At 70.9% G+C, this 22230-nt stretch carries 20 protein-coding genes and 4 tRNA genes; 11 read left to right on the top strand and 13 right to left on the bottom strand.

Annotation, left to right across the window (positions count from 1 at the left end):
• Window positions 1–13 precede the first annotated feature (13 nt).
• Together ACIBSV_RS19780 and ACIBSV_RS19775 are read right to left on the bottom strand one after the other, a co-directional pair.
• A tRNA-Gly gene (locus ACIBSV_RS19780) sits at window positions 14–85 on the bottom strand.
• 212 nt (window positions 86–297) lie between these two features.
• Complete coding sequence (locus ACIBSV_RS19775; RefSeq protein WP_126636576.1) at window positions 298–624, bottom strand: Lsr2 family protein; 327 nt, start codon at window positions 622–624, stop codon at window positions 298–300.
• 498 nt (window positions 625–1122) lie between these two features.
• On the opposite strand from ACIBSV_RS19775, the gene purS reads away from it, so the two are divergent.
• From purS to purL, 3 genes are read left to right on the top strand one after another with little or no spacing between them, the layout of a single operon-like run.
• Window positions 1123–1380, top strand: coding sequence for a phosphoribosylformylglycinamidine synthase subunit PurS (purS, locus tag ACIBSV_RS19770; RefSeq protein ID WP_391589184.1), 258 nt, complete (start codon window positions 1123–1125; stop codon window positions 1378–1380).
• Entirely contained in the window at window positions 1377–2054 is a 678-nt protein-coding gene (purQ, locus tag ACIBSV_RS19765) for a phosphoribosylformylglycinamidine synthase subunit PurQ (RefSeq protein WP_395864632.1), read from the top strand. The genes purS and purQ overlap by 4 nt, the downstream gene beginning before the upstream one ends.
• Window positions 2054–4303: a phosphoribosylformylglycinamidine synthase subunit PurL gene (purL, locus tag ACIBSV_RS19760; protein ID WP_395864630.1), complete on the top strand. Its 2250-nt coding sequence runs from the start codon at window positions 2054–2056 to the stop codon at window positions 4301–4303. Before purQ ends, purL begins: the two co-directional genes overlap by 1 nt.
• A gap of 42 nt (window positions 4304–4345) precedes the next feature.
• On the opposite strand, the gene ACIBSV_RS19755 is transcribed toward purL, so the two are convergent.
• From ACIBSV_RS19755 to ACIBSV_RS19745, 3 genes are all read right to left on the bottom strand, one after another.
• Window positions 4346–4912 (bottom strand): hypothetical protein, encoded by a 567-nt coding sequence (locus ACIBSV_RS19755; RefSeq protein ID WP_395864628.1) that lies wholly within the window; start codon window positions 4910–4912, stop codon window positions 4346–4348.
• Window positions 4913–5033: 121 nt separating this feature from the next.
• The gene (locus ACIBSV_RS19750; RefSeq protein WP_395864626.1) at window positions 5034–5936 is read right to left on the bottom strand and encodes a hypothetical protein; all 903 of its coding nucleotides are present in this window, start codon (window positions 5934–5936) and stop codon (window positions 5034–5036) included.
• Window positions 5921–6268, bottom strand: coding sequence for a hypothetical protein (locus ACIBSV_RS19745; protein WP_395864624.1), 348 nt, complete (start codon window positions 6266–6268; stop codon window positions 5921–5923). The genes ACIBSV_RS19750 and ACIBSV_RS19745 overlap by 16 nt, the downstream gene beginning before the upstream one ends.
• A 105-nt stretch (window positions 6269–6373) precedes the next feature.
• On the opposite strand from ACIBSV_RS19745, the gene ACIBSV_RS19740 reads away from it, so the two are divergent.
• The 3 genes from ACIBSV_RS19740 to purM all read left to right on the top strand — a co-directional run bounded on the left by ACIBSV_RS19740 (window position 6374) and on the right by purM (window position 9942).
• On the top strand, window positions 6374–7162 hold the full coding sequence (locus tag ACIBSV_RS19740) for a sterol carrier family protein (protein WP_395864622.1): 789 nt from the start codon (window positions 6374–6376) through the stop codon (window positions 7160–7162).
• A 37-nt stretch (window positions 7163–7199) separates the two neighbouring features.
• Entirely contained in the window at window positions 7200–8756 is a 1557-nt protein-coding gene (gene purF / locus ACIBSV_RS19735; RefSeq protein ID WP_395864620.1) for an amidophosphoribosyltransferase, read from the top strand.
• Window positions 8757–8868: 112 nt separating this feature from the next.
• Complete coding sequence (purM, locus tag ACIBSV_RS19730) at window positions 8869–9942, top strand: phosphoribosylformylglycinamidine cyclo-ligase (protein ID WP_395864618.1); 1074 nt, start codon at window positions 8869–8871, stop codon at window positions 9940–9942.
• Between the two features lie 195 nt (window positions 9943–10137).
• Here the strand turns inward: purM and ACIBSV_RS19725 are convergent, their stop codons facing one another.
• Both ACIBSV_RS19725 and ACIBSV_RS19720 read right to left on the bottom strand, forming a co-directional pair.
• The gene (locus tag ACIBSV_RS19725; RefSeq protein WP_020555620.1) at window positions 10138–10389 is read right to left on the bottom strand and encodes a DUF3073 domain-containing protein; all 252 of its coding nucleotides are present in this window, start codon (window positions 10387–10389) and stop codon (window positions 10138–10140) included.
• A 239-nt stretch (window positions 10390–10628) separates the two neighbouring features.
• The gene (locus tag ACIBSV_RS19720; protein WP_395864731.1) at window positions 10629–11729 is read right to left on the bottom strand and encodes a Glu/Leu/Phe/Val dehydrogenase; all 1101 of its coding nucleotides are present in this window, start codon (window positions 11727–11729) and stop codon (window positions 10629–10631) included.
• A 147-nt stretch (window positions 11730–11876) separates the two neighbouring features.
• Between ACIBSV_RS19720 and ACIBSV_RS19715 the strand changes: the two genes are divergently transcribed.
• Both ACIBSV_RS19715 and bldC read left to right on the top strand, forming a co-directional pair.
• The gene (locus ACIBSV_RS19715) at window positions 11877–12758 is read left to right on the top strand and encodes a hypothetical protein (RefSeq protein WP_395864616.1); all 882 of its coding nucleotides are present in this window, start codon (window positions 11877–11879) and stop codon (window positions 12756–12758) included.
• A gap of 534 nt (window positions 12759–13292) precedes the next feature.
• On the top strand, window positions 13293–13499 hold the full coding sequence (gene bldC / locus ACIBSV_RS19710) for a developmental transcriptional regulator BldC (RefSeq protein ID WP_020555617.1): 207 nt from the start codon (window positions 13293–13295) through the stop codon (window positions 13497–13499).
• A gap of 796 nt (window positions 13500–14295) precedes the next feature.
• Here bldC and ACIBSV_RS19705 read toward each other — a convergent pair.
• The 6 genes from ACIBSV_RS19705 to ACIBSV_RS19680 form a co-directional block, all read right to left on the bottom strand.
• Complete coding sequence (locus ACIBSV_RS19705) at window positions 14296–15507, bottom strand: glutathionylspermidine synthase family protein (protein WP_395864614.1); 1212 nt, start codon at window positions 15505–15507, stop codon at window positions 14296–14298.
• 31 nt (window positions 15508–15538) lie between these two features.
• Window positions 15539–15937, bottom strand: a complete 399-nt coding sequence (locus ACIBSV_RS19700; protein WP_395864612.1) for a hypothetical protein — start codon at window positions 15935–15937, stop codon at window positions 15539–15541.
• Window positions 15938–16258: 321 nt separating this feature from the next.
• Window positions 16259–16987, bottom strand: coding sequence for a VIT family protein (locus ACIBSV_RS19695; RefSeq protein WP_395864610.1), 729 nt, complete (start codon window positions 16985–16987; stop codon window positions 16259–16261).
• Window positions 16988–17206: 219 nt separating this feature from the next.
• Window positions 17207–17280 (bottom strand) — tRNA-Phe (locus ACIBSV_RS19690).
• 45 nt (window positions 17281–17325) lie between these two features.
• Window positions 17326–17400, bottom strand: a tRNA-Asp gene (locus tag ACIBSV_RS19685).
• A 106-nt stretch (window positions 17401–17506) separates the two neighbouring features.
• A tRNA-Glu gene (locus ACIBSV_RS19680) sits at window positions 17507–17579 on the bottom strand.
• A gap of 151 nt (window positions 17580–17730) precedes the next feature.
• Here ACIBSV_RS19680 and ACIBSV_RS19675 point away from each other — a divergent pair.
• The 3 genes from ACIBSV_RS19675 to ACIBSV_RS19665 all read left to right on the top strand — a co-directional run bounded on the left by ACIBSV_RS19675 (window position 17731) and on the right by ACIBSV_RS19665 (window position 22143).
• Complete coding sequence (locus tag ACIBSV_RS19675; protein WP_395864608.1) at window positions 17731–18090, top strand: metallopeptidase family protein; 360 nt, start codon at window positions 17731–17733, stop codon at window positions 18088–18090.
• Window positions 18091–18215: 125 nt separating this feature from the next.
• Window positions 18216–19625, top strand: a complete 1410-nt coding sequence (locus ACIBSV_RS19670) for a hypothetical protein (protein ID WP_395864606.1) — start codon at window positions 18216–18218, stop codon at window positions 19623–19625.
• 208 nt (window positions 19626–19833) lie between these two features.
• On the top strand, window positions 19834–22143 hold the full coding sequence (locus tag ACIBSV_RS19665; RefSeq protein ID WP_395864604.1) for a DEAD/DEAH box helicase: 2310 nt from the start codon (window positions 19834–19836) through the stop codon (window positions 22141–22143).
• Window positions 22144–22230: the final 87 nt, after the last annotated feature.

Genomic DNA, 22230 nt, shown 5'->3' with positions numbered 1-22230 from the left:
AGGGGCCGAGCAGAGCAGGCGACAGGAATCGAACACTGCGTCTCCCCCTTGGAAAGGGGGCGCTCTACCACTGAGCTACGCCTGCGTGTGTTCCCCGGTTTCCCGGGTGCAAGAGAACTCTATAGGACCCCCGGAGGTGCCGAGTACGCTCCGGAGTCGGATCGCTACAGATGTCCGCATTTGCCGGGAAAGTTCTTCCGGGACGGCCCGGCCCCCGTCCCGCCGACAGGTGCGGAACGGGGGCCGAAAGGCCCGGTGGGGCGTCGATCGAGCCCGACGCCCGGGACGGTGCTGCCGTCAGTTGGCGGTGTTGGCGGCCTCGAATTCCGCGTACACGCGGGCCGGGATGCGCCCGCGGGCGGGCACGTCCATGCCGCGTGCACGAGCCCAGGCCCGCACCGCCGCGGGGTCGGAGGTGACGGTCGTCTGGCGGAACGGCTTTCCCGTGCGCGCGGTGCGCCGCGCGACCGCGAGATAAGGAGCCAGGGCATCCCGCATCTGCTGAACGTGCTCTTCCGAAAGGTCGATTTCATACGACTTGCCGTCGAGGCCGAAACGGATGGTTTCCGTGGCCTCGCTTCCGTCGATGTCGTCGTGCAGGCTGACGACTACACGCTGGGCCATGGCGGTGTCCTCTCGGGTGATAGCACCGAGGCGAAAAACAAAACTACATTGCCGAGTCTAAGCGCTAAACGCGAACCGTAGCGGTGTCGTCCGCTGTTCTTCGGTTCGGTAAGCGCTAATTTACCGGTCGGCGATTCGTTTTCACGATACGCGAGATATTCCTCTCGCCGCGCGCGCACGGGCGTGTCCGCAGGCCGGGCCGGCGCGTGATCCACAGCCTGTGGACAACGCGACGATGAGTCGAGCTCGCGCGAGCCCCGAGTGAGGCGCATTGCCCGTTTGATGGTGATTTAGCGGCATCTTGACCGGGTCGACTCCCCTGTGGACAACTCCAAAGCTGTGGATAACTTGGCGCCGGAACGGCCTCCCGGAGCCGGCCGGTACCCTGATACCGCCGATCCATCGGGTGCCGGCGTCGACCGGCCCGATCCAGCAGCAGGGTCCGAACCCCCGTATCCCGGATACGGACCGGCCCGAACCATCACAGTGGGAGTGCCTGTGGCACGCGTCGTCGTCGACGTCATGCTCAAGCCGGAAATCCTCGATCCCCAGGGGCAGGCCGTGCAGCGCGCGCTGCCGCGTCTGGGATTCGACGGAATCACCGACGTCCGCCAAGGCAAGCGTTTCGAACTGGAGCTGGAGGGACCGGTCGACGAGGCCGCCCTCGCCCGCATCCGCGAAGCCGCCGAGTCGTTCCTCGCCAACACCGTGATCGAGGACTTCGTGGTCCGCGTCGAGGCGGAGGAGGGGAAGTGACGATCCGCGTCGGCGTCGTCACCTTCCCCGGCTCGCTCGACGACCGCGACGCCCGGCGCGCGGTGCGTATCGCCGGCGCCGAGCCGGTCGCCCTGTGGCACAAGGACAAGAACCTCCAGCAGGTCGACGCGATCGTCCTCCCCGGCGGTTTCTCGTACGGCGACTACCTGCGTTGCGGAGCCATCTCGCGCTTCTCGCCGGTCATGGAATCGGTGATCGAGCAAGCGCAAGCCGGCCTTCCGGTATTGGGCATCTGCAACGGTTTCCAAATTCTTTGCGAATCCCACCTGCTGCCGGGCGCGCTCACCCGGAACGACCACCTGCACTTCATCTGCCGCGACCAAAAGTTGCGCATCGAGAACGTGTCCACCGCGTGGACGTCGGACTTCGCGCCGGGGCAGGAGATCACCGTTCCGCTCAAGAACGGTGAAGGCGGTTTCGTCGCCGACGAGCGCACCCTGGACATGTTGGAGGCCGAGGGCCGCGTGATCGCGCGCTACCTCGACGTCAACCCGAACGGATCGCGGCGCGACATCGCCGGCATCAGCAACGCCGCCGGGAACGTGGTCGGCCTGATGCCGCACCCCGAGCACGCGGTCGAACCGCTGACCGGTCCGACGACCGAGGGCCTCCCCTTCTTCACCTCGATCCTGAAGCGCCTGGTGAACGCCTGATGAGCCTGGACACCGTCAAGAACGCGGTCGACCACCCCGAGGTCGAGCAGCCCTTCGCCGAACTCGGCCTCAAGCCCGACGAGTACGCGCGCATCCGGGAGATTCTCGGCCGCCGGCCGACCTCCTCCGAGCTGGCGATGTACTCGGTGATGTGGTCCGAGCACTGCTCGTACAAGTCGAGCAAGGTGCACCTGCGCCAGTTCGGCGACAAGATGCCCGCCAACGACGCGATGCTCGTGGGCATCGGCGAGAACGCCGGTGTCGTCGACGTCGGCCAGGGCTACGCGGTGACCTTCAAGGTCGAGTCGCACAACCACCCGTCCTACGTGGAGCCGTACCAGGGCGCCGCGACCGGCATCGGTGGCATCGTGCGCGACATCCTGGCGATGGGCGCCCGCCCGGTCGCGGTGATGGACCCGCTGCGCTTCGGCGCGGCCGGGCACCCCGACACCCGGCGCGTGCTGCCCGGCGTGGTCGCGGGCATCGGCGGCTACGGCAACTGCCTGGGCCTGCCCAACATCGGCGGCGAGATCGTCTTCGACCCCTGCTACCAGGGCAACCCGCTGGTCAACGCGCTGTGCGTGGGCGTGATGAAGCACGAGGACATCCACCTCGCGCAGGCCTCGGGCGCGGGCAACCTGGTGATCCTGTACGGCGCCCGCACCGGCGGCGACGGGATCGGCGGCGTCTCGGTGCTGGCCTCGGAGACCTTCGACGCCGACGGCCCGGCCAAGCGTCCGGCCGTCCAGGTCGGCGACCCGTTCCAGGAGAAGCTGCTGATCGAGTGCACCCTGGAGCTGTTCCGCGAGCACCTGGTCGCGGGCATCCAGGACCTCGGCGGTGCGGGCCTGTCCTGCGCGACCTCCGAGCTGGCCTCGGCCGGTTCCGGCGGTATGCGGGTCGAGCTGGACACCGTCCCGCTGCGCGACCACACGCTCTCGCCCGAAGAGATCCTGATGAGCGAGTCGCAGGAGCGCATGTGCGCGGTCGTTGAGCCGGCCCACGTGGCCCGCTTCATGGAGATCTGCGACAAGTGGGACGTGATCGCCACCGTCGTCGGCGAGGTCACCGAGGGCGACCGGCTGGAGATCTACTGGCACGGCGAGCAGATCGTCGACGTGCCGCCGCGCACCGTCGCGCACGAAGGCCCCGTCTACGAGCGGCCGTTCGCGCGCCCGCAGTGGCAGGACACGCTCCAGGCGGACGCCGCCGAGCGGTTGCCGCGCCCGGGCACGGCCGAAGAGCTCAAGGCCACCCTGCTCGAGGTCGTCGCGTCGCCGAACCTGGCGGACAAGTCGTGGGTCACCGACCAGTACGACCGCTACGTCCTCGGCAACACCGTGCTGGCCCAGCCGGAGGACTCCGGCATGGTCCGGATCGACGAGGAGACCGGCCTGGGGGTCGCGCTCGCCACCGACGGCAACGGCCGCTTCTGCAAGCTCGACCCGTACATCGGCGCGCAGCTCGCGCTGGCCGAGGCGTACCGCAACGTGGCCACCACCGGTGCCAAGCCGCTGGCCGTCACCGACTGCCTCAACTTCGGCTCGCCCGAGGACCCGGCGGTGATGTGGCAGTTCGCCGAGACCACGCGCGGTCTCGCGGACGCATGCCAGATCCTGGGCACGCCGGTCACCGGCGGCAACGTTTCGTTCTACAACCAGACCGGCGAGACGGCGATCCACCCGACGCCGGTGGTCGGCGTGCTGGGTGTGATCGACGACGTCGAGCGGCGCACGCCGATCGGCTTCGCCGAGGAGGGGCAGATCATCCTGCTCCTGGGCGACACGCACGAGGAGTTGTCCGGCTCGGCGTGGGCGCAGGTGGCGCACGACCACCTCGGCGGCCTGCCGCCGAGGGTCGACTTGGAGCGCGAGCGGCTGCTTGCCGAGGTCCTGATCGCGGGTTCGCGGGACGGCATGATCGACGCCGCGCACGACCTCGCCGACGGCGGTCTGGCCCAGGCGCTGGTCGAGGCGTGCCTGGCCGGAGGCCACGGCGCCCGGGTGGTGCTGGCCGAGGACCTCGACCCGACCGTCGCGCTGTTCAGCGAGTCGGCGGGCCGGGCGATCGTCGCGGTGCCGCGGAGCGAGGAACTGCGCTTCTCCGACATGTGCAAGGTGCGCGGCCTGCCGTGCGCGCGGATCGGTGTGGTCGACGGTGACACGCTCGACTTCCAGGGCCACTTCACGGTGGCGCTGAGCGAGCTGCGCACCGCTCACGAGGAGACCCTCAAGGGCCTGTTCGGCTGACCGGCGACATCCAGTGCCCGTGCGGGGTGCCTCGTGCACCCCTCACGGGCACTGTTGCCTTTCGGCCTTCAGGTTGCGATCGAAGCTCACGCGCACGGGAGTCCCCCGGGGCGGGGTGTACTCCAGCGTGCGGTTGTCCAGGAACCGCACGCCCGTGATCGTCGCCCCGTGGTCCTCGCACTCGCTCAGGATGCTCGTGCTCCGGTCCAGGCCCGCAGTCGACCGGATCTCCAGGTCGTAGATCGAGTCGACCGAGTACGAGGCCGCGCCGTCCACCTGCAGTGCCCGAATCCGGCCGTCCGGTGACACCGCCACGACCTTCCCGGCCGGGCGATCGTCCAGGGTGAGTGCGGTGACCACCGTGCCGAGGGCCATCACCAGCCCGGCCACGAACGCGAGTCCCAGTGCCGCCACGCGGACCACGAGGGCGCGGAACGTGGCCGCGACCTCGATCCCGATCAGGCAGATCCCGAGCGCGGCCGGAACCACCCCGCCGGTCAGGATCCCCCGGTCGAACACGTCCAGGTTCCACGGATTGGCCGCCGCGATCCGCCACGTGATCAACGCCACGGCGGCAGGTCCCAGCAGCAGCGTTCTGCGGACGATCACCGCGATGGGGACCGCACGCCGTGTGGAGCCGGCGCCGGCGCTTGTCCTGCTGCTCGATTCCGCGCCGGACCTCGTCCCCAGGCGCATCGCCCACCCCCGTCGGCGCGGTGAGACCGCACCGCTACGTCCCCAACCGGTACGGCCGGAAGGTACCGTGCCCGGACCAGTACGGGTAGGGAATTGTGCCATGGTGCGCGCCCTTCGAGGCACTCTCCTCGTACGCGTGATACCTCGTGTGCGCCGCGTCCGCCCAGCCCGCGAAGATCAGCGTGTGCCCGGCCGCGCCGGGCGCGGTGTCGAGCAGGATGTCCCCGGGACGCAGGTCGTCCTTGCCGATCGGGTGCGACACCTCCGGGAGGGTCACCGTGGTCAGCCCCGGTGGCGGCAGGCCCCAGGCCATCGAGACCAGCCCCGAGCAATCCGTGCGGTAGCCGTCGTGCAGCCCGGTCATGCTGTAGCCCAGCCGCAGGTCGGCCCACCGCTTCGCGCGGGCCACGATCTCGTCCCCGTCCGGCGCGGGCGAGCCGTCCGGCGGGGCCGCGGCACCCGCCGCACCCGCCCCGCCCGACACGACCGACGTGATGCGGGCGATGCCCGCGCCGCGGCCCATCGGCCGGATCGTGACCGGGCCGCGGAAGGCCTCGGGCAGCACGAACGGCGGCTCGGCGACCCGGACCGACGCGGCGGGCGGCGGTGGGAGAGCGGGACCGGCCGACACCAGGGCCGGCAACCGGGTCGCCGCGGTCGTGTCCACCTCCGCGTACGCCCGGGCGCTCTCGGTCAGCCGGTCGGCCAGATCCACGCCGGTGCGCTCGGCCCGATCCAGCGTCTCCACCGCGTCGCGCAGCCGGGCCCGCAGCACCTCGAAGGTCGCCGGCGCCAGCGGCCTGCTCGCCGCGACATCCACCGCCGCGACCCGCTCGCGCAGCGCCCACACCTCGCCGGCGACCGCGCGCAGCCGGCCCGCGAGCGCCATCAGCGCGTCCGGCACCGCGGTGAACCCGGCGGTCACCGCGTCGCCCACCGCTCGTCCAGCCAGGCCGCGCTGCCGCCGGCCGGAAGGCGCTCCCGTGCGTCCGGCCCGGCCGCAGCCCGGGCCGCCCGCTCGTTGGCCGCGATCCGGGCCAGTGCCGCCCGCATCGCCGCAGCGTGTGCCCGCAGCGCCTCGACCACCGCGAGCACGGCCGGTTCGGCCGCCGCGCACTCGCGGCGCCAGGCCTGCGCCCGGGCCGCGAAGGCGTCCGCCGCGGTGCCGCGCCATTCGATGGTCATCGGCCCGGGCCGCACCCGCTCGCCGGCCGCCGCCAACTCACTCGCGATCGCCTCGACCCGGTCGGGGTCCCCGTAATTGCTCATGTCCCCAGCGTGGCGACGCGGGCGCCCGGCCGGGCGCCCGCGCGGCGAATCGGTGCAGAAACGAATCGCCTACTCGTCCCCGATCGAGCCCTCTAATCTGCACCCATGACGAGCCGCCCCGCCGCCCCGCGCCCCCGCAAGGTCGACCCGGTCAAGGTGCGCGCCGCGCTGATCGCGCAGTGGCACGCGATGGTGGAGGTGACGTCCCGGCTGACCCCGGCCCAACTCGCGGCTCCCTCCGGGCTGACCGGCTGGTCCACCGCCAACCTGGTCGGCCACCTGGCCGCGAGCGTGCAGGCGGTGCCGCGTTGGCTCGCCGAGCCGATCCCCGGCGGCCCCCCGATCACCGTCGAGCAGTGGGCGAACGGCACCTCCGCGTACGCCGCGGTGGTCTCCGCCATCGCCGACGACATGGCCGAGGCCGGCCACACCCCCGCCGACTTCGTGGACGACGCGATCGCCGCCCTCGACGGCGTCCCGGACACCCGGATCACCATCACCCGGATCGGCCCGATGCGGGTCGCCGACATGCTGGTGACCCGTCTGGTGGAGGGCGTCGTGCACTGCGACGACCTCGAACGCGCGATCGGCGAGCCGTTCCCGCACGACCGGCACGCGCTGGGCACCGTGGTCCGCGCGCTGGCCGACGCGCTGGCGACCAGGGCCCCCGGACACTCGGTCGAGGTCCGCGTCCCGCCGTTCGCCGTAGTGCAGTGCGTCACAGGCCCCCGGCACACTCGGGGCGTTCCGCCCAACGTGGTCGAGACCGACCCCAGGACCTGGCTCCGCCTCGCCACCGGCCGCCTGACCTGGGCGGACGCGGTCGAGGACGGTCGGGTTCTGGCCAGTGGAGAACGCAGCGACTTGTCCGGATACCTGCCACTGATGGGGTGAACCGCGACCGATCCGGCCCTGTCGTAGACTCGATCACGTGCCACGTGGCGATGGACGACTCAACCACGATCTCTTCCCCGGCGAGAAGGGCCCGCAGGATGCCTGCGGCGTCTTCGGCGTTTGGGCCCCCGGCGAAGAGGTCGCAAAACTCACCTACTTCGGTCTCTACGCATTGCAGCACCGCGGAACGGAATCCGCCGGCATAGCTGTGAGCAACGGATCCCAGATCCTGGTCTTCAAGGACATGGGCCTGGTTTCCCAGGTCTTCGACGAAACCACTCTGGGTTCGCTCCGCGGGCACATGGCCGTCGGCCATGCCCGCTACTCGACCACCGGTTCGTCGGTCTGGGAGAACGCCCAGCCGACCTTCCGGGCCACCGCGACCGGCAGCATCGCGCTCGGCCACAACGGAAACCTCACCAACACGGGTGAGCTGTCCCGTCTGGTCGCCGAGCAGGGCCCCGATCGCGGCGAGCTCAACTATCCCTACCAGGGCCGGATCGAGGCCAGCAGCGACACCGATCTGCTGACCTCGCTCCTGGCCGGCAGCCCGGACCTGTCCCTGGAACAGACCGCGATGCAGGTGCTGCCCAAGGTCAAGGGCGCCTTCTCGCTGGTCTTCATGGACGAGACCACGCTCTACGCCGCGCGCGATCCCCAGGGCATCCGGCCCCTCGTGCTCGGTCGGTTGGAGCGCGGCTGGGTGGTCGCGAGCGAGACCGCCGCACTCGACATCGTCGGTGCCTCGTTCATTCGCGAGATCGAACCGGGCGAGCTGATCGCCGTCGACGAGCACGGCCTGCGCACCCGACGGTTCGCCGAGGCCAAGCCCAAGGGCTGCGTCTTCGAGTACGTCTACCTGGCCCGCCCCGACACCACGATCGCCGGCCGAGGCGTCTACGCGTCCCGGGTGGAGATGGGCCGACGGCTCGCCCAGGAGTTCCCGGTCGACGCCGACCTGGTCATGCCGACCCCCGAATCCGGCACCCCCGCCGCGATCGGCTACGCCGAGCAGTCGGGCATCCCGTACGGCAACGGCCTGGTCAAGAACTCCTACGTGGGTCGCACCTTCATCCAGCCCAGCCAGACCATCCGGCAACTGGGCATCCGGCTCAAGCTCAACCCGCTGCGCGAGGTCATCCAGGGCAAGCGGCTGGTCGTCGTCGACGACTCGATCGTGCGCGGCAACACGCAGCGCGCGCTGGTGCGGATGTTGCGCGAGGCCGGCGCGGCCGAGGTACACGTGCGGATCTCCTCGCCGCCGGTGAAGTGGCCGTGCTTCTTCGGCATCGACTTCGCCACCCGGGCCGAGTTGATCGCCAACGGTCTCTCGGTGGACGAGATCGCCAAGTCCCTCGGGGCCGACTCGCTCGCCTACATCTCGATCGACGCGATGGTCGAGGCGACCACCATCCCCAAGGACCGGCTCTGCCGGGCCTGCTTCGACGGGGAGTACCCGATCGAGCTGCCCGACCCCGAGCGGCTGGGCAAGCACCTCCTCGAAGGCATCGAGCAGACCGTCCGCACCGACGTGGACGGCGTGCAGGCCCTCCTCGGCGGCGGCGGGGCCGAGGACGCGCTCCGCCGTCCCTGATCAGCCGAGTCCCCGAGTTCTCTCCTTCGGATCGTCGCGTCGCGTCCCCACCCGGGGCCGCGACGGGGCGCCCCGAGAAGATCCACCGACCCGACCCGAAAGGGCCGCCGCCGTGAGCGACCAGTCCACCCCCACCCCCCGTACCGCGACCTATGCCGCGGCCGGCGTCGACATCGAGGCCGGTGACCGCGCCGTCGAGCTGATGAAGCAATGGGTCGGCAAGGCCACCCGGCCCGAGGTCGTCGGCGGCCTGGGCGGCTTCGCGGGCCTGTTCGACGTGTCCGCGTTCAAGCGGTACGAACGCCCCCTGCTGGCCAGCGCGACCGACGGGGTGGGAACCAAGGTCGCCATCGCGCAGGCGATGGACAAGCACGACACGATCGGCCACGACCTGGTCGGCATGGTCGTCGACGACCTGGTCGTGTGCGGTGCCGAGCCGCTGTTCATGACCGACTACATCGCCACCGGCAAGGTCGTCCCCGAACGCATCGCGGCGATCGTCAAGGGCATTGCCGAGGGCTGCGTGCTGGCCGGCTGCGCGCTGGTCGGCGGCGAGACGGCCGAACACCCCGGCCTGCTCGACCCGAACGAGTACGACGTCGCGGGCGCCGGCACCGGCGTCGTGGAGGCCGACGGCCTGCTCGGCGCGGAGCGGGTGCGCCAGGGCGACGTGGTGATCGCGATGGCCGCCTCCGGCCTGCACTCCAACGGCTACTCGCTGGCCCGGCACGTGTTCTTCACCATCGCCGGCTGGAAGCTCGACCGCGACGTGCCGGAACTGGGCCGCACCCTCGGCGCGGAACTCCTGGAGCCGACCCGGATCTACTCGCTGGACTGCCTCGACCTGGCCCGACGCACCGACGTGCACGCGTTCTCGCACGTCACCGGCGGCGGCCTGGAGGCCAACCTGGCGCGCGTGCTCCCGGCCCACCTGGACGCCCGCCTGGACCGTTCGACCTGGACCCCGGCACCGATCTTCGGCCTGGTCGGCTCGCTCGGCGACGTGGCCCGCGCCGAACTGGAGAAGACGCTGAACATGGGCGTGGGCATGATCGCGGTGGTCGCCGCGGACGCGGCCGACGCGGCCCTGGCGGTGCTCGCCGAGCGCGGCGTGCCGGCCTGGGTCCTGGGCGACATCGTCACCGGCTCCGGCCGGGCCGTACTGAGCGGCGATCACCGGGCATGACGAAAGCACCCGCGGCGGTCGCCGTCGTCCCGGATCGGGACGGCGGTACCTCCGTGGGCGCGTTCGCGAACACGCCAAACGGCCCGGGGTCGAGTAGTCGTCCTACTCGGTCCCGGACCGGGCGGTGTCACAGCGCACGGGCGCCCCGGCTGAATTGGGCGTTGTCTCCCGTGCTCGAAGAAGAGGAGCGGGGCGTCAACGATGGCGCGATCGGCCGTCGTCTTCCTCGTCCTCGTCATCGTTGTAACGAGCCGAATACCCCGCGTAGGGGTCGTCGAACTCGTCTTCACTCGTGTCGTCGTCAACCTCTGGCTTGCCGATCGGCAAGTCGGTTGGCGACGACGCGCCCAGCTCTTCAGCCAGACGGCTCAGATCCGTACCGCCGCTGTTGTACTTCAGCTGGCGGGCGACCTTTGTCTGCTTGGCCTTGGCCCGGCCGCGCCCCATGGCTCGACCCCCTCAACGACGGGGCTCACGGCCCCGGGTCTTGACACGCGTTCATAGTCAGGGACGGTTCGATGACGCTTGAGAACCGGCCCGTAGGGGATTAACGGTACCTGCTTCCGCCGCCGGACGGTACGTCGCATGGGTGACAGCGGGGCTCGGACCCCGACCGGGCTCTGTCGTTCCGGCTGGTCAGGGGCCTGATCTGGGGTCCTTTGCCGGGTCTGACGATACCGTGTCGGTCAGGTTTGGAGGTAGATGTCACGCAGGCGGCCCACATCCGCCATGCGCCGCTCGGCCAATCTGTCCGCCGCGACGACCGGTGGCACGCCCTCCTCCTCGGCCGACGCGAAGATCTTCGCGGTGATCGCGCGGATGCCGCCGGCCTTGCGCTTGGCCCGCTCGAAGTCGAATCCGTGCCGCTCGTCGGCCACCTGGATCACCCCGCCGGAGTTCACCACGTAGTCCGGCGCGTAGAGCACGCCGCGCTCGGCGAGCGCCTTCTCGATGCCCGGATGCGCCAGTTGGTTGTTGGCCGCGCCGCACACCACGGCCGCGGTCAGCACCGGGACGGTGACGTCGTCGAGTGCGCCGCCGAGCGCGCAGGGCGCGTACACGTCCAGGTCCGGGAGGCGGATCAGGGTGTCGGTGTCGGCGACGAAGTCCACTTCGGGGTGCTCGTGCCGCACCCGCGCCACGGCGCGCTCGTCGACGTCGGTTATCACCACCGAGGCGCCGTCCGCGAGCAGATGCCCGACCAGGTGCCGGCCGACCTTCCCGACGCCCGCCACGCCCACCCGGCGACCGCGCAGCGTCGGACTGCCCCAGCGGTGCTCGGCGGACGCCAGCATGCCCTGGAAGACCCCGTACGCGGTCAGCACGGACGAGTCGCCCGCGCCGCCGTTCTCTGGGGAGCGGCCGGTGACGTAGGCGCACTCCTTGGCGACCACGTCCATGTCGTCGACGTAGGTGCCCACGTCGCACGCGGTGATGTAGCGACCACCCAGGGACTGGACGAAGCGGCCGTAGGCGCGCAACAGCACCTCGGTCTTGTCCCGGGTCGGGTCGCCGATGATCACGGCCTTGCCGCCGCCGTGGTCGAGTCCGGCGAGGGCGTTCTTGTAGGCCATGCCGCGGGAGAGGTTGAGGACGTCCGCGACGGCCTCCTCCTCGCTCTCGTAGGGGTGGAACCTGGTGCCGCCGAGGGCGGGTCCCAGGGCACTGGAGTAGATCGCGATGATCGCGCGCAGGCCGCTCGCGCGGTCCTGGCAGAAGACGACCTGTTCGTGGCCGGTCGACCTGCCGAACACCAGGCCCGACGTCGTGCCGTCGGGGCCTTCCATCCTGTCGGTCACTGTGGTGACTCCATGGGATCGTGGTGACGTTGGTGCCGCGCGGATCTGCGCGGCGGTTCAAGCCTAGAACCCGTGCGGATCACCGGGTTGGACCTTCTCCACGTCGGGGCCCGCCCGACGTGCCAAGATTCCCTCGTGCGGACTTCGGTGGTTGCCCCCTACGCGGCGTACCTGCGGGTGTACGAGCCGCTTGCCGCGTTTCCCGAACCGGAACGCGAGCGGTGGGCCGCGTACGCCGCCACACAGCCCGCAGGCACCCCCGCGTCGCCCGAGGCGCCCTCGCCCGCCGGACTGACCGCGCAGGAGCACCGGAGCGGCCTGGAGAACCTCCTGGCCACCCCTCCGGTGATCGCGCCACCGCACGAGAGCGAGGACGCCTACGTGCACGTCCTGGACGGCGTCACGGTGATCTGCCCGCGGCAGACCCGGCTGCGCTGCTGGACGGCGCTGGCCGAGTTGCGTCGGGAGTATCCGGCGGCGGTATTGGACGTGTTCTGGCCGCGGTTGGTGATCGACCAGGCCCACGTCGAGCACGAGCGCTGGAAGTCCGCGCATCCCGACGTGCAGCCGCACATCCACAGCAGCACGTGGCACGTCCCGGTGCGCTGGTTCGTGCTGTTCGCGCCGGACGAGCGGGTCCTGGTGCCCGCGGCCGAGGGCGCGGCGGCGGGACCGGGCGAGCTCTACTACCGCACGCCGATGGTGCAGGCCCGGCGGCGGGTGGCCAGGGCGCTGAAGGTGCTCCGCGAGACGGTCGGGGACGGCGCGCTGATCACCGGGCTGGAGAGCGTGGGCCGCTGGCTGGAGGAGTTCCATCCGCGCGCGCTGGTCGAGCTGGACTACGGCGGTCTGGTGCGGCTGATCGGGTCGGGCGATCCGGCCGCCGAGAACTCGGTCGCGGACGTCGCGGAGGGCATCGCCGCACTGGGCTCCGGTGACGGAGCGCGAGCATCGGCCGCCTACCGCAGGATTACGGAGCGTTGGCAATCGGTACGTGCCCTGGAGCACGCGAGCTGAGCAAGCGTCCGCATTTCATGAAGTTTCGGCGTGACCGTCGTCACTCTTTCGTGTTCAGTCACCCCGTGATCTGAAAGCCTCTCAACCTGCTGGTTCGAGTTGTGGGACTCCCAGTCCTCCAGGTTGACGGAGATCGACTCACAACAGGGTGCATACGCCAGCGAATGGTTCGTATATGATGAAAAGGACAAACCAGATGTAGTCGGTCTGGCCGGGTCGAGTCATCGGGGATACTTCGTTGCTGGTGGGACGGGGTGGACACGAGGGGTCGTTCGGGCTCGAGTGACTCATCGTCACAGTCATGTGACTGTCCGCTATGCCTGGTCCTTCGGGATCGCGTGGCTTGAACCCTGGGATGCCAATTCCGGCGGTTTGACCAACCGGGTGCGGCGGATGGTGTACTTGTACTGTGAAGGACAAGCCGTTCGTCCTATAACCGACTTGGCCCTCGTGAACTATTTAGGACATCGTGGGTCAAGGTGCAGAATTTGAAGAAAGAACCGTGTTGGTTCGGTTCTCCCGAGGAGGCCGCTCATGACCGCTCGTACGCCTGATGCCGAGCCGCTGCTGACGCCGGCCGAGGTTGCCAGCATGTTCCGCGTCGACCCCAAGACGGTGACGCGCTGGGCCAAGGCCGGCAAGCTCACGTCGATCCGCACGCTCGGCGGACACCGTCGCTACCGCGAGGTGGAGGTCCGCGCCCTGCTCGCGGGCATTCCGCAGCAGCGCAGCGAAGCCTGAGGGCTGCGTCGAAAAGCTTTTCCCCTGAGTGCTGCACCGGATCCCGCCGGGTCCGGTGCAGCACTCTTTTTGTGCGCCCGGAAGTGCCCCGCGCGTGCCTGTGAGTCCCACTCCGCGTCTGCACGGTCGCAGGAGGTGGGAGCGGGGGGAGCCGGCTGGGACGCCGGTTCGGCGTCGCTCCGGGGCGGGTGCCGGGGCCGCGGCGCGGTCGGATCCGGGTCGGTCGGGGGCTGCGGAGGGCCTCGCTCGGCCGCTTCCATCCGGGATTCCCGACGGCGGCCAGTAAAATATCACATAGAATGCGCGGTCGATTTCCGGCCGCCGACGAAAACCATCGCCCTTTAAAACAGTGACCTTGGTCACATGCCGGCTCCGTGTGTGCTTCGACGGGCCGCTCACGGCAGTGGTTCGAACCTCTCCGTCGGGGAGCCGGTCGAAGGGCGGTCGGCCGGGTCCGCCGGCCGGTGCGCCCGCGACCCGGTCGGCCGGGGTTCCGCGGACGTCACGGGGCCGGTGAGCGACGCCGGGGGCACCGGGCCGCGTCGGGTGGGTCGATGGGCGGTCGCCGCGCCGGGCCCGGCGGATGCGCGGGCCGGGCCCGCGGGCGTCGCGGGGACCCGAACCGCGCGGGGTCGGGGGATTCAACGGACCCGGCCCAACGATCGCCGATCGACCACGCTGAGTGAGTATCCGGGCCGATCCACGGCGATCGGGATCCCGCCGAATCGCCGGCCTTCGTGACTGTGTGCGAGCAAGGTGACCGGGTTCGGGGGACGCGTGCGCGCGCTGTGTCCGGTCAGTCCTCGTCGAGCCAGGCGAGCCGGGTGTCCTCGTCCGGCGCCGGGCCGTCGATCACGTGCGGCAGGAAGCGGGCGTACCCGTCGGTGACCGGACCACTGGACTCGCGGATGCCGACGCCGGCGGACTTCCCGTCCACCACCCACGCGCCGAGTACGGGCTTGTTGCCGTCGAAGTCGGGCAGCGGCACGTACTCCTGGAAGCACCAGCCCTCGTCGCCGTACGCCTCGGCGGGCTGCACGTGTTCGCCGTCGGGCGTGACGATCCGGATCGCGTCGCCCTCGCGTCCGTGCAGCGGCTTGGCCACATAGGACTCCATGCCGCGCGGTGAGTCCAGGAAGGCGGGCAGCAGGTTCGGGTGGCCGGGATACAGCTCCCACATCACCGCGAGCAGTGCCTTGTTGGACAGGATCGCCTTCCACGCCGGTTCGATGAACAGGCACGACCGGGGGTGGGTGATCAGGTGCTTCCCGAACGGCTCGGCGAGCATGTCCTCCCACGGATAGAGCATGAACATCGTGTCGATGCCCCGCTCCTCCAGGTCCACGAAGCGCAGCCGCTCGCTGTCCCAGCCGATCTCGGCGACCTCCAGACCGATCGTGGTCAGCCCGGCCTCGGTCGCGGTGTCCCGGAGGTAGGCGGTGTGCAGCCACTCCTCCTCGTCCTCGGTGCCCTCCACGTGCGCGAAGTGCATCGTCTCCGAGCGCAGATAGGGCTTGATCCGGCCCCACGCGCGCACGAGTCGCTCGTGCAGACTGTTCCACTGGTCGCGCTCGGGGAAGCAGTCGCGCAACCAGTACCACTGGACCAGGGAGGCCTCGATCAGCGCGGTGGGGGTGTCCGCGTTGTACTCGAGCAGCTTGGCCGCACGCCCGTCGCCGCCCCACGCGAGATCGAACCGCCCGTAGACGCTCGGGTGTTCCTCCTCCAGGGTGATCCGCAGGTAGTCGCGGGCCTCGTCGGGCAGGCCGAACGCGGTCAGGTCACCGCGCTCGATCACGTGCCGGGCGGCGGCCACGGACATCTCGTGCAGTTCCTCGGTGACGTCCTCGAGCCGGTCGACCTCGTCGAGGGTCAGCTCGTAGTACGCCTCCTCGTGCCAGTACGGCACCTCCGTGCCGTCGTCGTCCTCCCAGGCCGCGTAGAGCAGTCCCTGCGACTCGACGAGTGGCTTCCAGCCCGGTCGAGGCGTGCTGGGTATACGACGCATGGCTCAGGCCCTCCCCGGATGTGACACCGCGTCAGCTTGAACTCTTCGACGGGCACGAGCCGAAGCCGCCGCGTTCGATCTTGCCCTTGCGCGGGCGATCGAAGGATCCCTGCCCGGAGACGAGTGTCATACCCCTGGTCGGACTGAGCGTCTGCCCGCACGAATGCGGCACGTAGTACCAGGACAGACTCGGGTCGGTGCGGCCCAGGCAGCGGAAGTCGTCGACGCGCACGTTGTGCGTCCGGTCCGCGCAGACCTCGGCGTAACCGCTCTTCGCCGAGCTCTTGCCGCCGCCGCTCCCGCACGCGGTGAGTGCGCCGGCGAGGGTCAGCGTCAGGGTCGCCGCGACCGCGGTCGACTTCACGCCGCCCTTGCGTTGCGGACGCGAGCCTGACGACACGAGCCTGGTGGCGCGAGATGGGGTGGCCACGGGTCCTCCGCTCGAAGGGCTGCCGGTGACGGTCCGGTGTGGACCGACTCCGAGGACGGTACCGAGACCTGCGGGCCAACGGTGGCCCCGGGAGGGGGAAACCGGGAAGTCCTCGACGTGCCCGGGGTGATTTGTCGATCGGTGTCGGTGATGTCCGACCCCCGCGATGTCCGTGCGTTCGACGCGGCGGGACGCGGGTGCGGACCGCTCGTCACGGCGGAGTGCACGGGCGGGCGCTGCCCGTGCGGGGGTGTGTACGCAGTGTCACGGCTCGAGAGAAGGCGCGGGCCGGGCGCCCGGCGATCCCGGCGGCGGGCCGGGTCAGATCCCGCTCGCGCCGAGCAGGCTGCCCACCGCGTAGGTGACCGCCATCGCCAGTGCCCCGCCCGCGGTGATGCGCACGATCGCGCGGGTCGGCGGCGCGCCGCCCAGCCGGGCGCCGCTCCACCCGCACAACACCAGGGCGACCAGGACGGCGGCCACCGTGATCGGCAGTCGGGCCGAGGCGGGCGGCAGCACGATCGCCAGCAGCGGTAGCAGTGCGCCGACGGTGAAGGCCAGGAAGCTGGCCCCGGCCGCATGCCACGGGTTGGTCAGTTCGTCCGGGTCGATCTTGAGCTCGACCTGGGCGTGCGCGGCGAGCGCGTCGTGTGCGGTGAGCTGTTCGGCCACCTCGCGCGCGAGTCGCCGGGTGAGTCCCTGCTGTTCGTACAGCCCGGTCAACTCGTCGAGTTCGGCCTCGGGTTCGTCGGTCAGCTCGCGGCGCTCCTGGACCAGCGCGGCCCGCTCCGCGTCGCGCTGGGTGCTCACCGAGACGTATTCGCCGGCGGCCATCGACATCGACCCGGCGAGCAGTCCGGCCAGCCCCGCGGTGAGCAACTGCGCGCGCTCGTCGGTGGCTCCGGCGACCCCGACCACCAGGCCCGCCGTGGACACGATCCCGTCGTTGGCGCCCAGCACCGCCGCCCGCAGCCAGTTCAGCCGCGTCCCCATCGCCTCGTCGTGCGGGGGATGGGTGGGCATCCGATCGGGATCGTCCGCGGCGCTCATGGACGAAGTATCACGACGAAGTCCCATGCGGGCGGCGTGGACACGAGCTCGGGCCCCGGGCGGAACCCGAGCGGGTCAGTCCTGCCGGGCCGGTTCGTCGCGGCCGACCTTCGCGTCCCGGTCGTCGTGGTGGCCGGGCGGGGATCCGGCCGGCGATCCGCACACGCAAGAACGCCCCGGACGGGATTCCGTCTGGGGCGTCGGTGTATCCGGCTGCGGTGGCCAGGGGCGGGGTCGAACCGCCGACCTTCCGATTTTCAGTCGGACGCTCGTACCAACTGAGCTACCTGGCCTCGATGGATCAGGGCGCCTTTCGGCGCCCCGATCTTTCCATCTTGCGGTCCTGACGGGATTTGAACCCGCGGCCTTCACCTTGACAGGGTGACGAGCACTCCAAACTGCTCCACAGGACCTCTACGATCTCCACCCGGCTTCCCGGGCTTCCCTCGCGGTGTTTCGTGTTGAACCCTACCGTACTGGCTGTCCGGCTTGTTGCGGCCCCCGAGGGGGTTTGTTGCGTGCCCCCAACGGGATTCGAACCCGTGCTACCGCCTTGAAAGGGCGACGTCCTAGGCCACTAGACGATGGGGGCTTGTTGGCCGTGTCCGGCGTCTTGTTGCCGTCGGGGACGTCCCGAACTATACGGGGTTTTCGGCGGCGCTTGCAAAACAGATAGCCGGGGGCCCGCGCGGGCCCGCGTACGCACCCCCCCGGAGTGGGCGCGGAGGCCGCAGAATGGGGGCGTGCTGGAGATGTCGCGCGAGGAGTTCGAGGAACTGGTGGCCGAGGCCCTGGACCGGATCCCGCCTGAGCTGACCAAGCTCATGGACAACGTGGCGATCTTCGTCGAGGACGAACCGGCCCCCGACGGCGAGCACGGGACCAACCTGCTCGGCCTCTACGAGGGCATCCCACTCACCGAGCGTGGGGATTGGTACGCGGGTGTGCTGCCCGACCGGATCACCATCTACCGCAATCCCATCCTGCGGATCTGCGAGACGTACGAACACGTCGTCGAGGAGGTGGAGGTGACCGTCGTGCACGAGGTCGCACACCACTTCGGGATCGGCGACGAGTGGCTGCACGAGCACGGGTACGGCTGAGCCGGCGAGCCGGGACAGGCCGGATCGCGTGCGCTCCCGTCGTGCGCTCACGCGCCGCGGCCGAACGGGTGACGGGCGATGCTCCGAAATTGGAGCGGGACTTTTGCCGTGCCCATGCTGAAGCGGTGACCACGCAGGGGGACATCGGGCCGGTGCCGGACTTCGTCGAGGATGAGCCGGAGTTTCCCGGAACCGGGTCGTTGACCCGTGTGGGCGAGCACGACTCGACCGTGCCGCGCGCTCGCGAGGGCGAGTGGCGGCGGTCGGCGGGCCCCGAGGCATACGAGCCGGTCGCGGGTGAGGCGTGGGGGAGCCCGGAGCCGCGGATGCGGGAGGCGGGCGGCGACGTCGAGGAGACGGATTCGAGCGGGTCCGTCGGGTCCGACCCGCGGTTCGCGCCGTCGGCCGGCCCGGTCGACCAAGTCGCGCCACCGGCGGGTGAGTTCGCCCCGTTCCGGACGACCGGCGAACTCACCTCCGAGTTGGCTCGGGTCTGCTACGGCGAACCGGTCTCGATGCTCACCCGGTGGTTCGGCGAACCGGCCGCCCCGCGGGCCGGCGCGGTGGAACACGGATCCGCGTCGCCGAACCGGCGGGCGACCGGGCGGCGCAGGTCCGCGCACCGGGCCCACCGGGCCGCCGAGACCGCGCGCACCGAGGTCGCGAAGGGCGTTTCGGACGGGCGATCGGCAAGCGTCGGCTGGGAGTTCGCCGCCGTCGTCGTGGTGCCCGCGCTCGTGCTCGCCGGGCTGCTCTACTACTTCGGCTGGGCTCGTGCCTCGGCCCGGTCCGCCTATCTCGGGTTCGACGAGAGCGTGCTGGACACGCCGGCCCGGGAGTACCTCGCGGACGGCCTGCGCGCGTTGTACCGGCCGCTGCTCGTGGCCGTCGCGGCTCTGCTCGCGGCCCGGGCGGCGCATCCACGGCTGCTGGTGTGGCTGCGCCGACACCGGCGGATCGCCGCGTGGTGCACGTGGGCGCTGCGCTGCGGGTGGTTCGCGGTGCCCGGCGCGACCTGGGTCGCGGTGCATCGGTGGCCGGCCCGCGGTGCCCAGTGGTGGTCGCTGTTGTTGCCGTGCGCGCTCGCGGCGGGGCTGTTGGTCTGCGCGTACGGGGTGCTGCTGTCGCGGCGGATCGGCGCGCATCGGCGCGATTCCGGAGCCGGGGCCCGGCCGTGGTCGCCGTCGGCGCTGCTCGTCGCCGCTGCCGTGGTGTTGTGCCTGTTCTGGGCCTCGGGGGCGTACGCGAAGGTGTCCGGGCGCGACGCGGGCAAGGCCGTCGCGCAGCAACTGCCCAGGCGGACGGGCGTGGTGCTGTACTCGGTGCAGGATCTGCGGATGCGATCGGACGACGGCGTCGCGGTCGAGGAAGAAATCGGTGCTTCCTATCGTTACCGCTACACCGGACTGCGCTTGTTGCGCCGTGCCCCGGGGACGCTGTTCCTGCTCCCCGAGCACTGGTCGTGGCAGCGTCCGAGGCTGCTCGTCGTGCACGAGGACGCACGCCTGAGGGTCGAGTACGAACGCACCCGATAGGCATGAACGAGCAGTGATCGGGTACGCTGGTGAATCGCTTTGCCCATATCCAGGCGCCGCCATGAGTCGCGGCGCCTCGTAGGCTCGTTCTGGTGCTCCGCAGAAGTGTCGCTTTCTCGTGCGACCACATTTCGGCTGCGGACCTTCGAGACGGGCCGCATCCGGAAGGTTTTGCATGCCCCCCTATGCCAATGACACTGCTACGCCCATGCCCGGCACCGAAGGTGCCGAGGTGCAGGAGGGTGTGGCGGATGCGCAGGCAGCCGAGGTGACCGAGGTCGCCGCGGAGATTACCGAGATCACTCCCGAGGTCGTCGAGAGCGACGACACCACCGACGGCGACACCGGGTTCGCGGCGCAGGACGAGGCCGCGACGGACGCCGATGCGAACACCGACGACGACACCGACACGGATGTCGACGCGAGCGTCGAGGACGACGCCGCCGACGAGGCCGGGCTCGACGAGGCGGACGACGCCTCGGACGAGGTCGAGGCCAAGCCCGAACCGACCGGCCCCAGCTTCGCCGAGTTCGGTCTGCACAAGGACGTCGTGGACGCGCTCGCGCGCCGCGGCGTGACCCACCCGTTCCCGATCCAGGCCGCGACGCTGCCGGACGCGATGGCCGGCAAGGACATCCTCGGCCGCGGCCGGACCGGTTCCGGCAAGACGCTGGGCTTCGGTCTGCCGATGCTGACCCGTCTGTCCGGTCGCAAGGCCCGCGCCCGTCGCCCCCTCGCGCTGATCCTCACGCCCACGCGTGAGCTCGCGATGCAGGTGCACGACGCGCTGGAGCCCTACGGTCGCATCCTCGACCTGCGGATGAAGACGGTCACCGGCGGCATGTCGATGCCGAAGCAGATCTTCGCGCTGGAGCGCGGCGTGGAGATCCTGGTCGCCACCCCCGGTCGGCTCCAGGACCTGGTCGACCGCGGTTCGGCCGTGCTGGACAACGTCGAGATCACCATCCTCGACGAGGCCGACCAGATGGCGGACATGGGCTTCCTGCCCGAGGTCACCGCGCTGCTCGATCTGATCCCGGCCGGTGGCCAGCGGATGTTGTTCTCCGCGACGCTGGACAAGGGCGTGGACGCGATCGTCCGCAAGTACCTGGACAACCCGGTCACCCACTCGGTGGACCCGCACGCGTCCTCGGTCACCACCATGTCGCACCACGTGCTGGTCGTGCAGCCGAAGGACAAGACGTACGTCACGGCGGCCATCGCGGCCCGCCGCGGGCGCACGATGATCTTCGTGCGGACCAAGTTCGGCGCCGACCGCGTCGCGCAGCAACTGCGTGAGGCCGGCGTGCGCGCCGAGGCCCTGCACGGCGGGATGACCCAGGGCGCGCGCACCCGCACTCTGGCCGAGTACAAGGAGGGCCGCACGCCGGTCCTGGTCGCCACCGACGTCGCCGCCCGCGGCATCCACGTCGACGGCATCGACCTGGTCCTGCACGTGGACCCGGCCGCCGACTCGAAGGACTACCTGCACCGCGCGGGTCGTACCGCGCGGGCCGGCGAGGCCGGCGCGGTGGTCACGCTCGCGCTGCCGCACCAGCGCCGCACGGTGGATCGCCTGATGGAGGACGCCGGCGTCGAGCCGACCCGCCTTCGGGTGCAGGGCTCCAACGACCCGGAGATGCGCAAGCTGACCGGCGCGCGCACGCTGTCCGAGGTCAAGGCGCAGTCCGTGGCGGACGCCGCGGTCGAGGCCGAGGCCGAGGCGGAGCGCCTCGCGGGTCGCATCATCGAGCTCAAGGCCGAGGCCGCCGAGCTGCGCCGCAAGGCCGCCGAACTTGCCGAGGCGGCCAAGAACGGCGACGCGCCGGTGCGGACCGAGCGCTACGAGCGATCGGACCGCGGCGACCGCGGCGGCGACCGGCGCGAGGGTGGCTACCGGGGCGACCGTGACCGCGGCAGCGACCGTCCGCCGTACGGCGGCGACCGCGGCGGCGACCGTCGTGGCGGCGCGCCGCGTGGCGACCGGCCGTCCTATGGCGACCGCGCCCCGCGTGGTGGCGACCGTCCGTCCTACGGCGGCGGCGACCGGCGTGAGGGTGGCTACCGGGGCGACCGTCCGTCGGGCGACCGCGGCCCGCGTGGCGACCGTCCCGCGTACAACAGCGGCGACCGCGCCCCGCGCACGGGTGACCGGCCGTCCTACGGCGACCGGGCCCCGCGTGGTGGCGACCGTCCCGCGTACGGGGACCGCGCGCCGCGTACCGGCGACCGTCCGTCCTACGGCGGCGGCGACCGGCGTGAGGGTGGCTACCGGGGCGACCGTCCCTCCTACGGGGACCGTGCGCCGCGCAGCGGTGACCGTCCCGGCTACGGCAACGACCGCGCCCCGCGCGGCGACCGTCCGACGTACAACAACGACCGGCCGGCCTACAACGACCGCCCGTCCTACGGCGGCGAGCGTTCGCACGACCGTGCCCCGCGTCGGGACGGTCACTACGACCGTCCGGCCGGTGGCCCGGCGGGCGACCGCAAGCCGCGCTGGAAGCGCGACGCCTGAGCGTCGGGTGACCGAGCTGTAACTGACGTGTAGTCAAAAACACTGAGCGGGGCGGGATCGATCGCGTATCGATCCCGTCCCGCTCAG

The organism is Embleya sp. NPDC050154 (genome assembly GCF_044460165.1).
Lineage (GTDB): Bacteria > Actinomycetota > Actinomycetes > Streptomycetales > Streptomycetaceae > Embleya.
The sequence above is the reverse complement of the archived record's forward strand: the minus strand, read 5'-3'. Positions and strand labels throughout refer to the sequence as shown.

Bases quoted from the DNA above. Each gene is read 5' to 3' on its own strand.
- ACIBSV_RS19725 (WP_020555620.1), bottom strand. From the start codon at position 10,389: ATGGGGCGCGGCCGGGCCAAGGCCAAGCAGACAAAGGTCGCCCGCCAG.
- purL (WP_395864630.1), top strand. From the start codon at position 2,054: ATGAGCCTGGACACCGTCAAGAACGCGGTCGACCACCCCGAGGTCGAG.
- ACIBSV_RS19695 (WP_395864610.1), bottom strand. From the start codon at position 16,987: ATGAGCGCCGCGGACGATCCCGATCGGATGCCCACCCATCCCCCGCAC.
- ACIBSV_RS19720 (WP_395864731.1), bottom strand. From the start codon at position 11,729: ATGGAAGGCCCCGACGGCACGACGTCGGGCCTGGTGTTCGGCAGGTCG.
- ACIBSV_RS19705 (WP_395864614.1), bottom strand. From the start codon at position 15,507: ATGCGTCGTATACCCAGCACGCCTCGACCGGGCTGGAAGCCACTCGTC.
- ACIBSV_RS19740 (WP_395864622.1), top strand. From the start codon at position 6,374: ATGACGAGCCGCCCCGCCGCCCCGCGCCCCCGCAAGGTCGACCCGGTC.
- ACIBSV_RS19745 (WP_395864624.1), bottom strand. From the start codon at position 6,268: ATGAGCAATTACGGGGACCCCGACCGGGTCGAGGCGATCGCGAGTGAG.
- ACIBSV_RS19775 (WP_126636576.1), bottom strand. From the start codon at position 624: ATGGCCCAGCGTGTAGTCGTCAGCCTGCACGACGACATCGACGGAAGC.
- bldC (WP_020555617.1), top strand. From the start codon at position 13,293: ATGACCGCTCGTACGCCTGATGCCGAGCCGCTGCTGACGCCGGCCGAG.
- ACIBSV_RS19665 (WP_395864604.1), top strand. From the start codon at position 19,834: ATGCCCGGCACCGAAGGTGCCGAGGTGCAGGAGGGTGTGGCGGATGCG.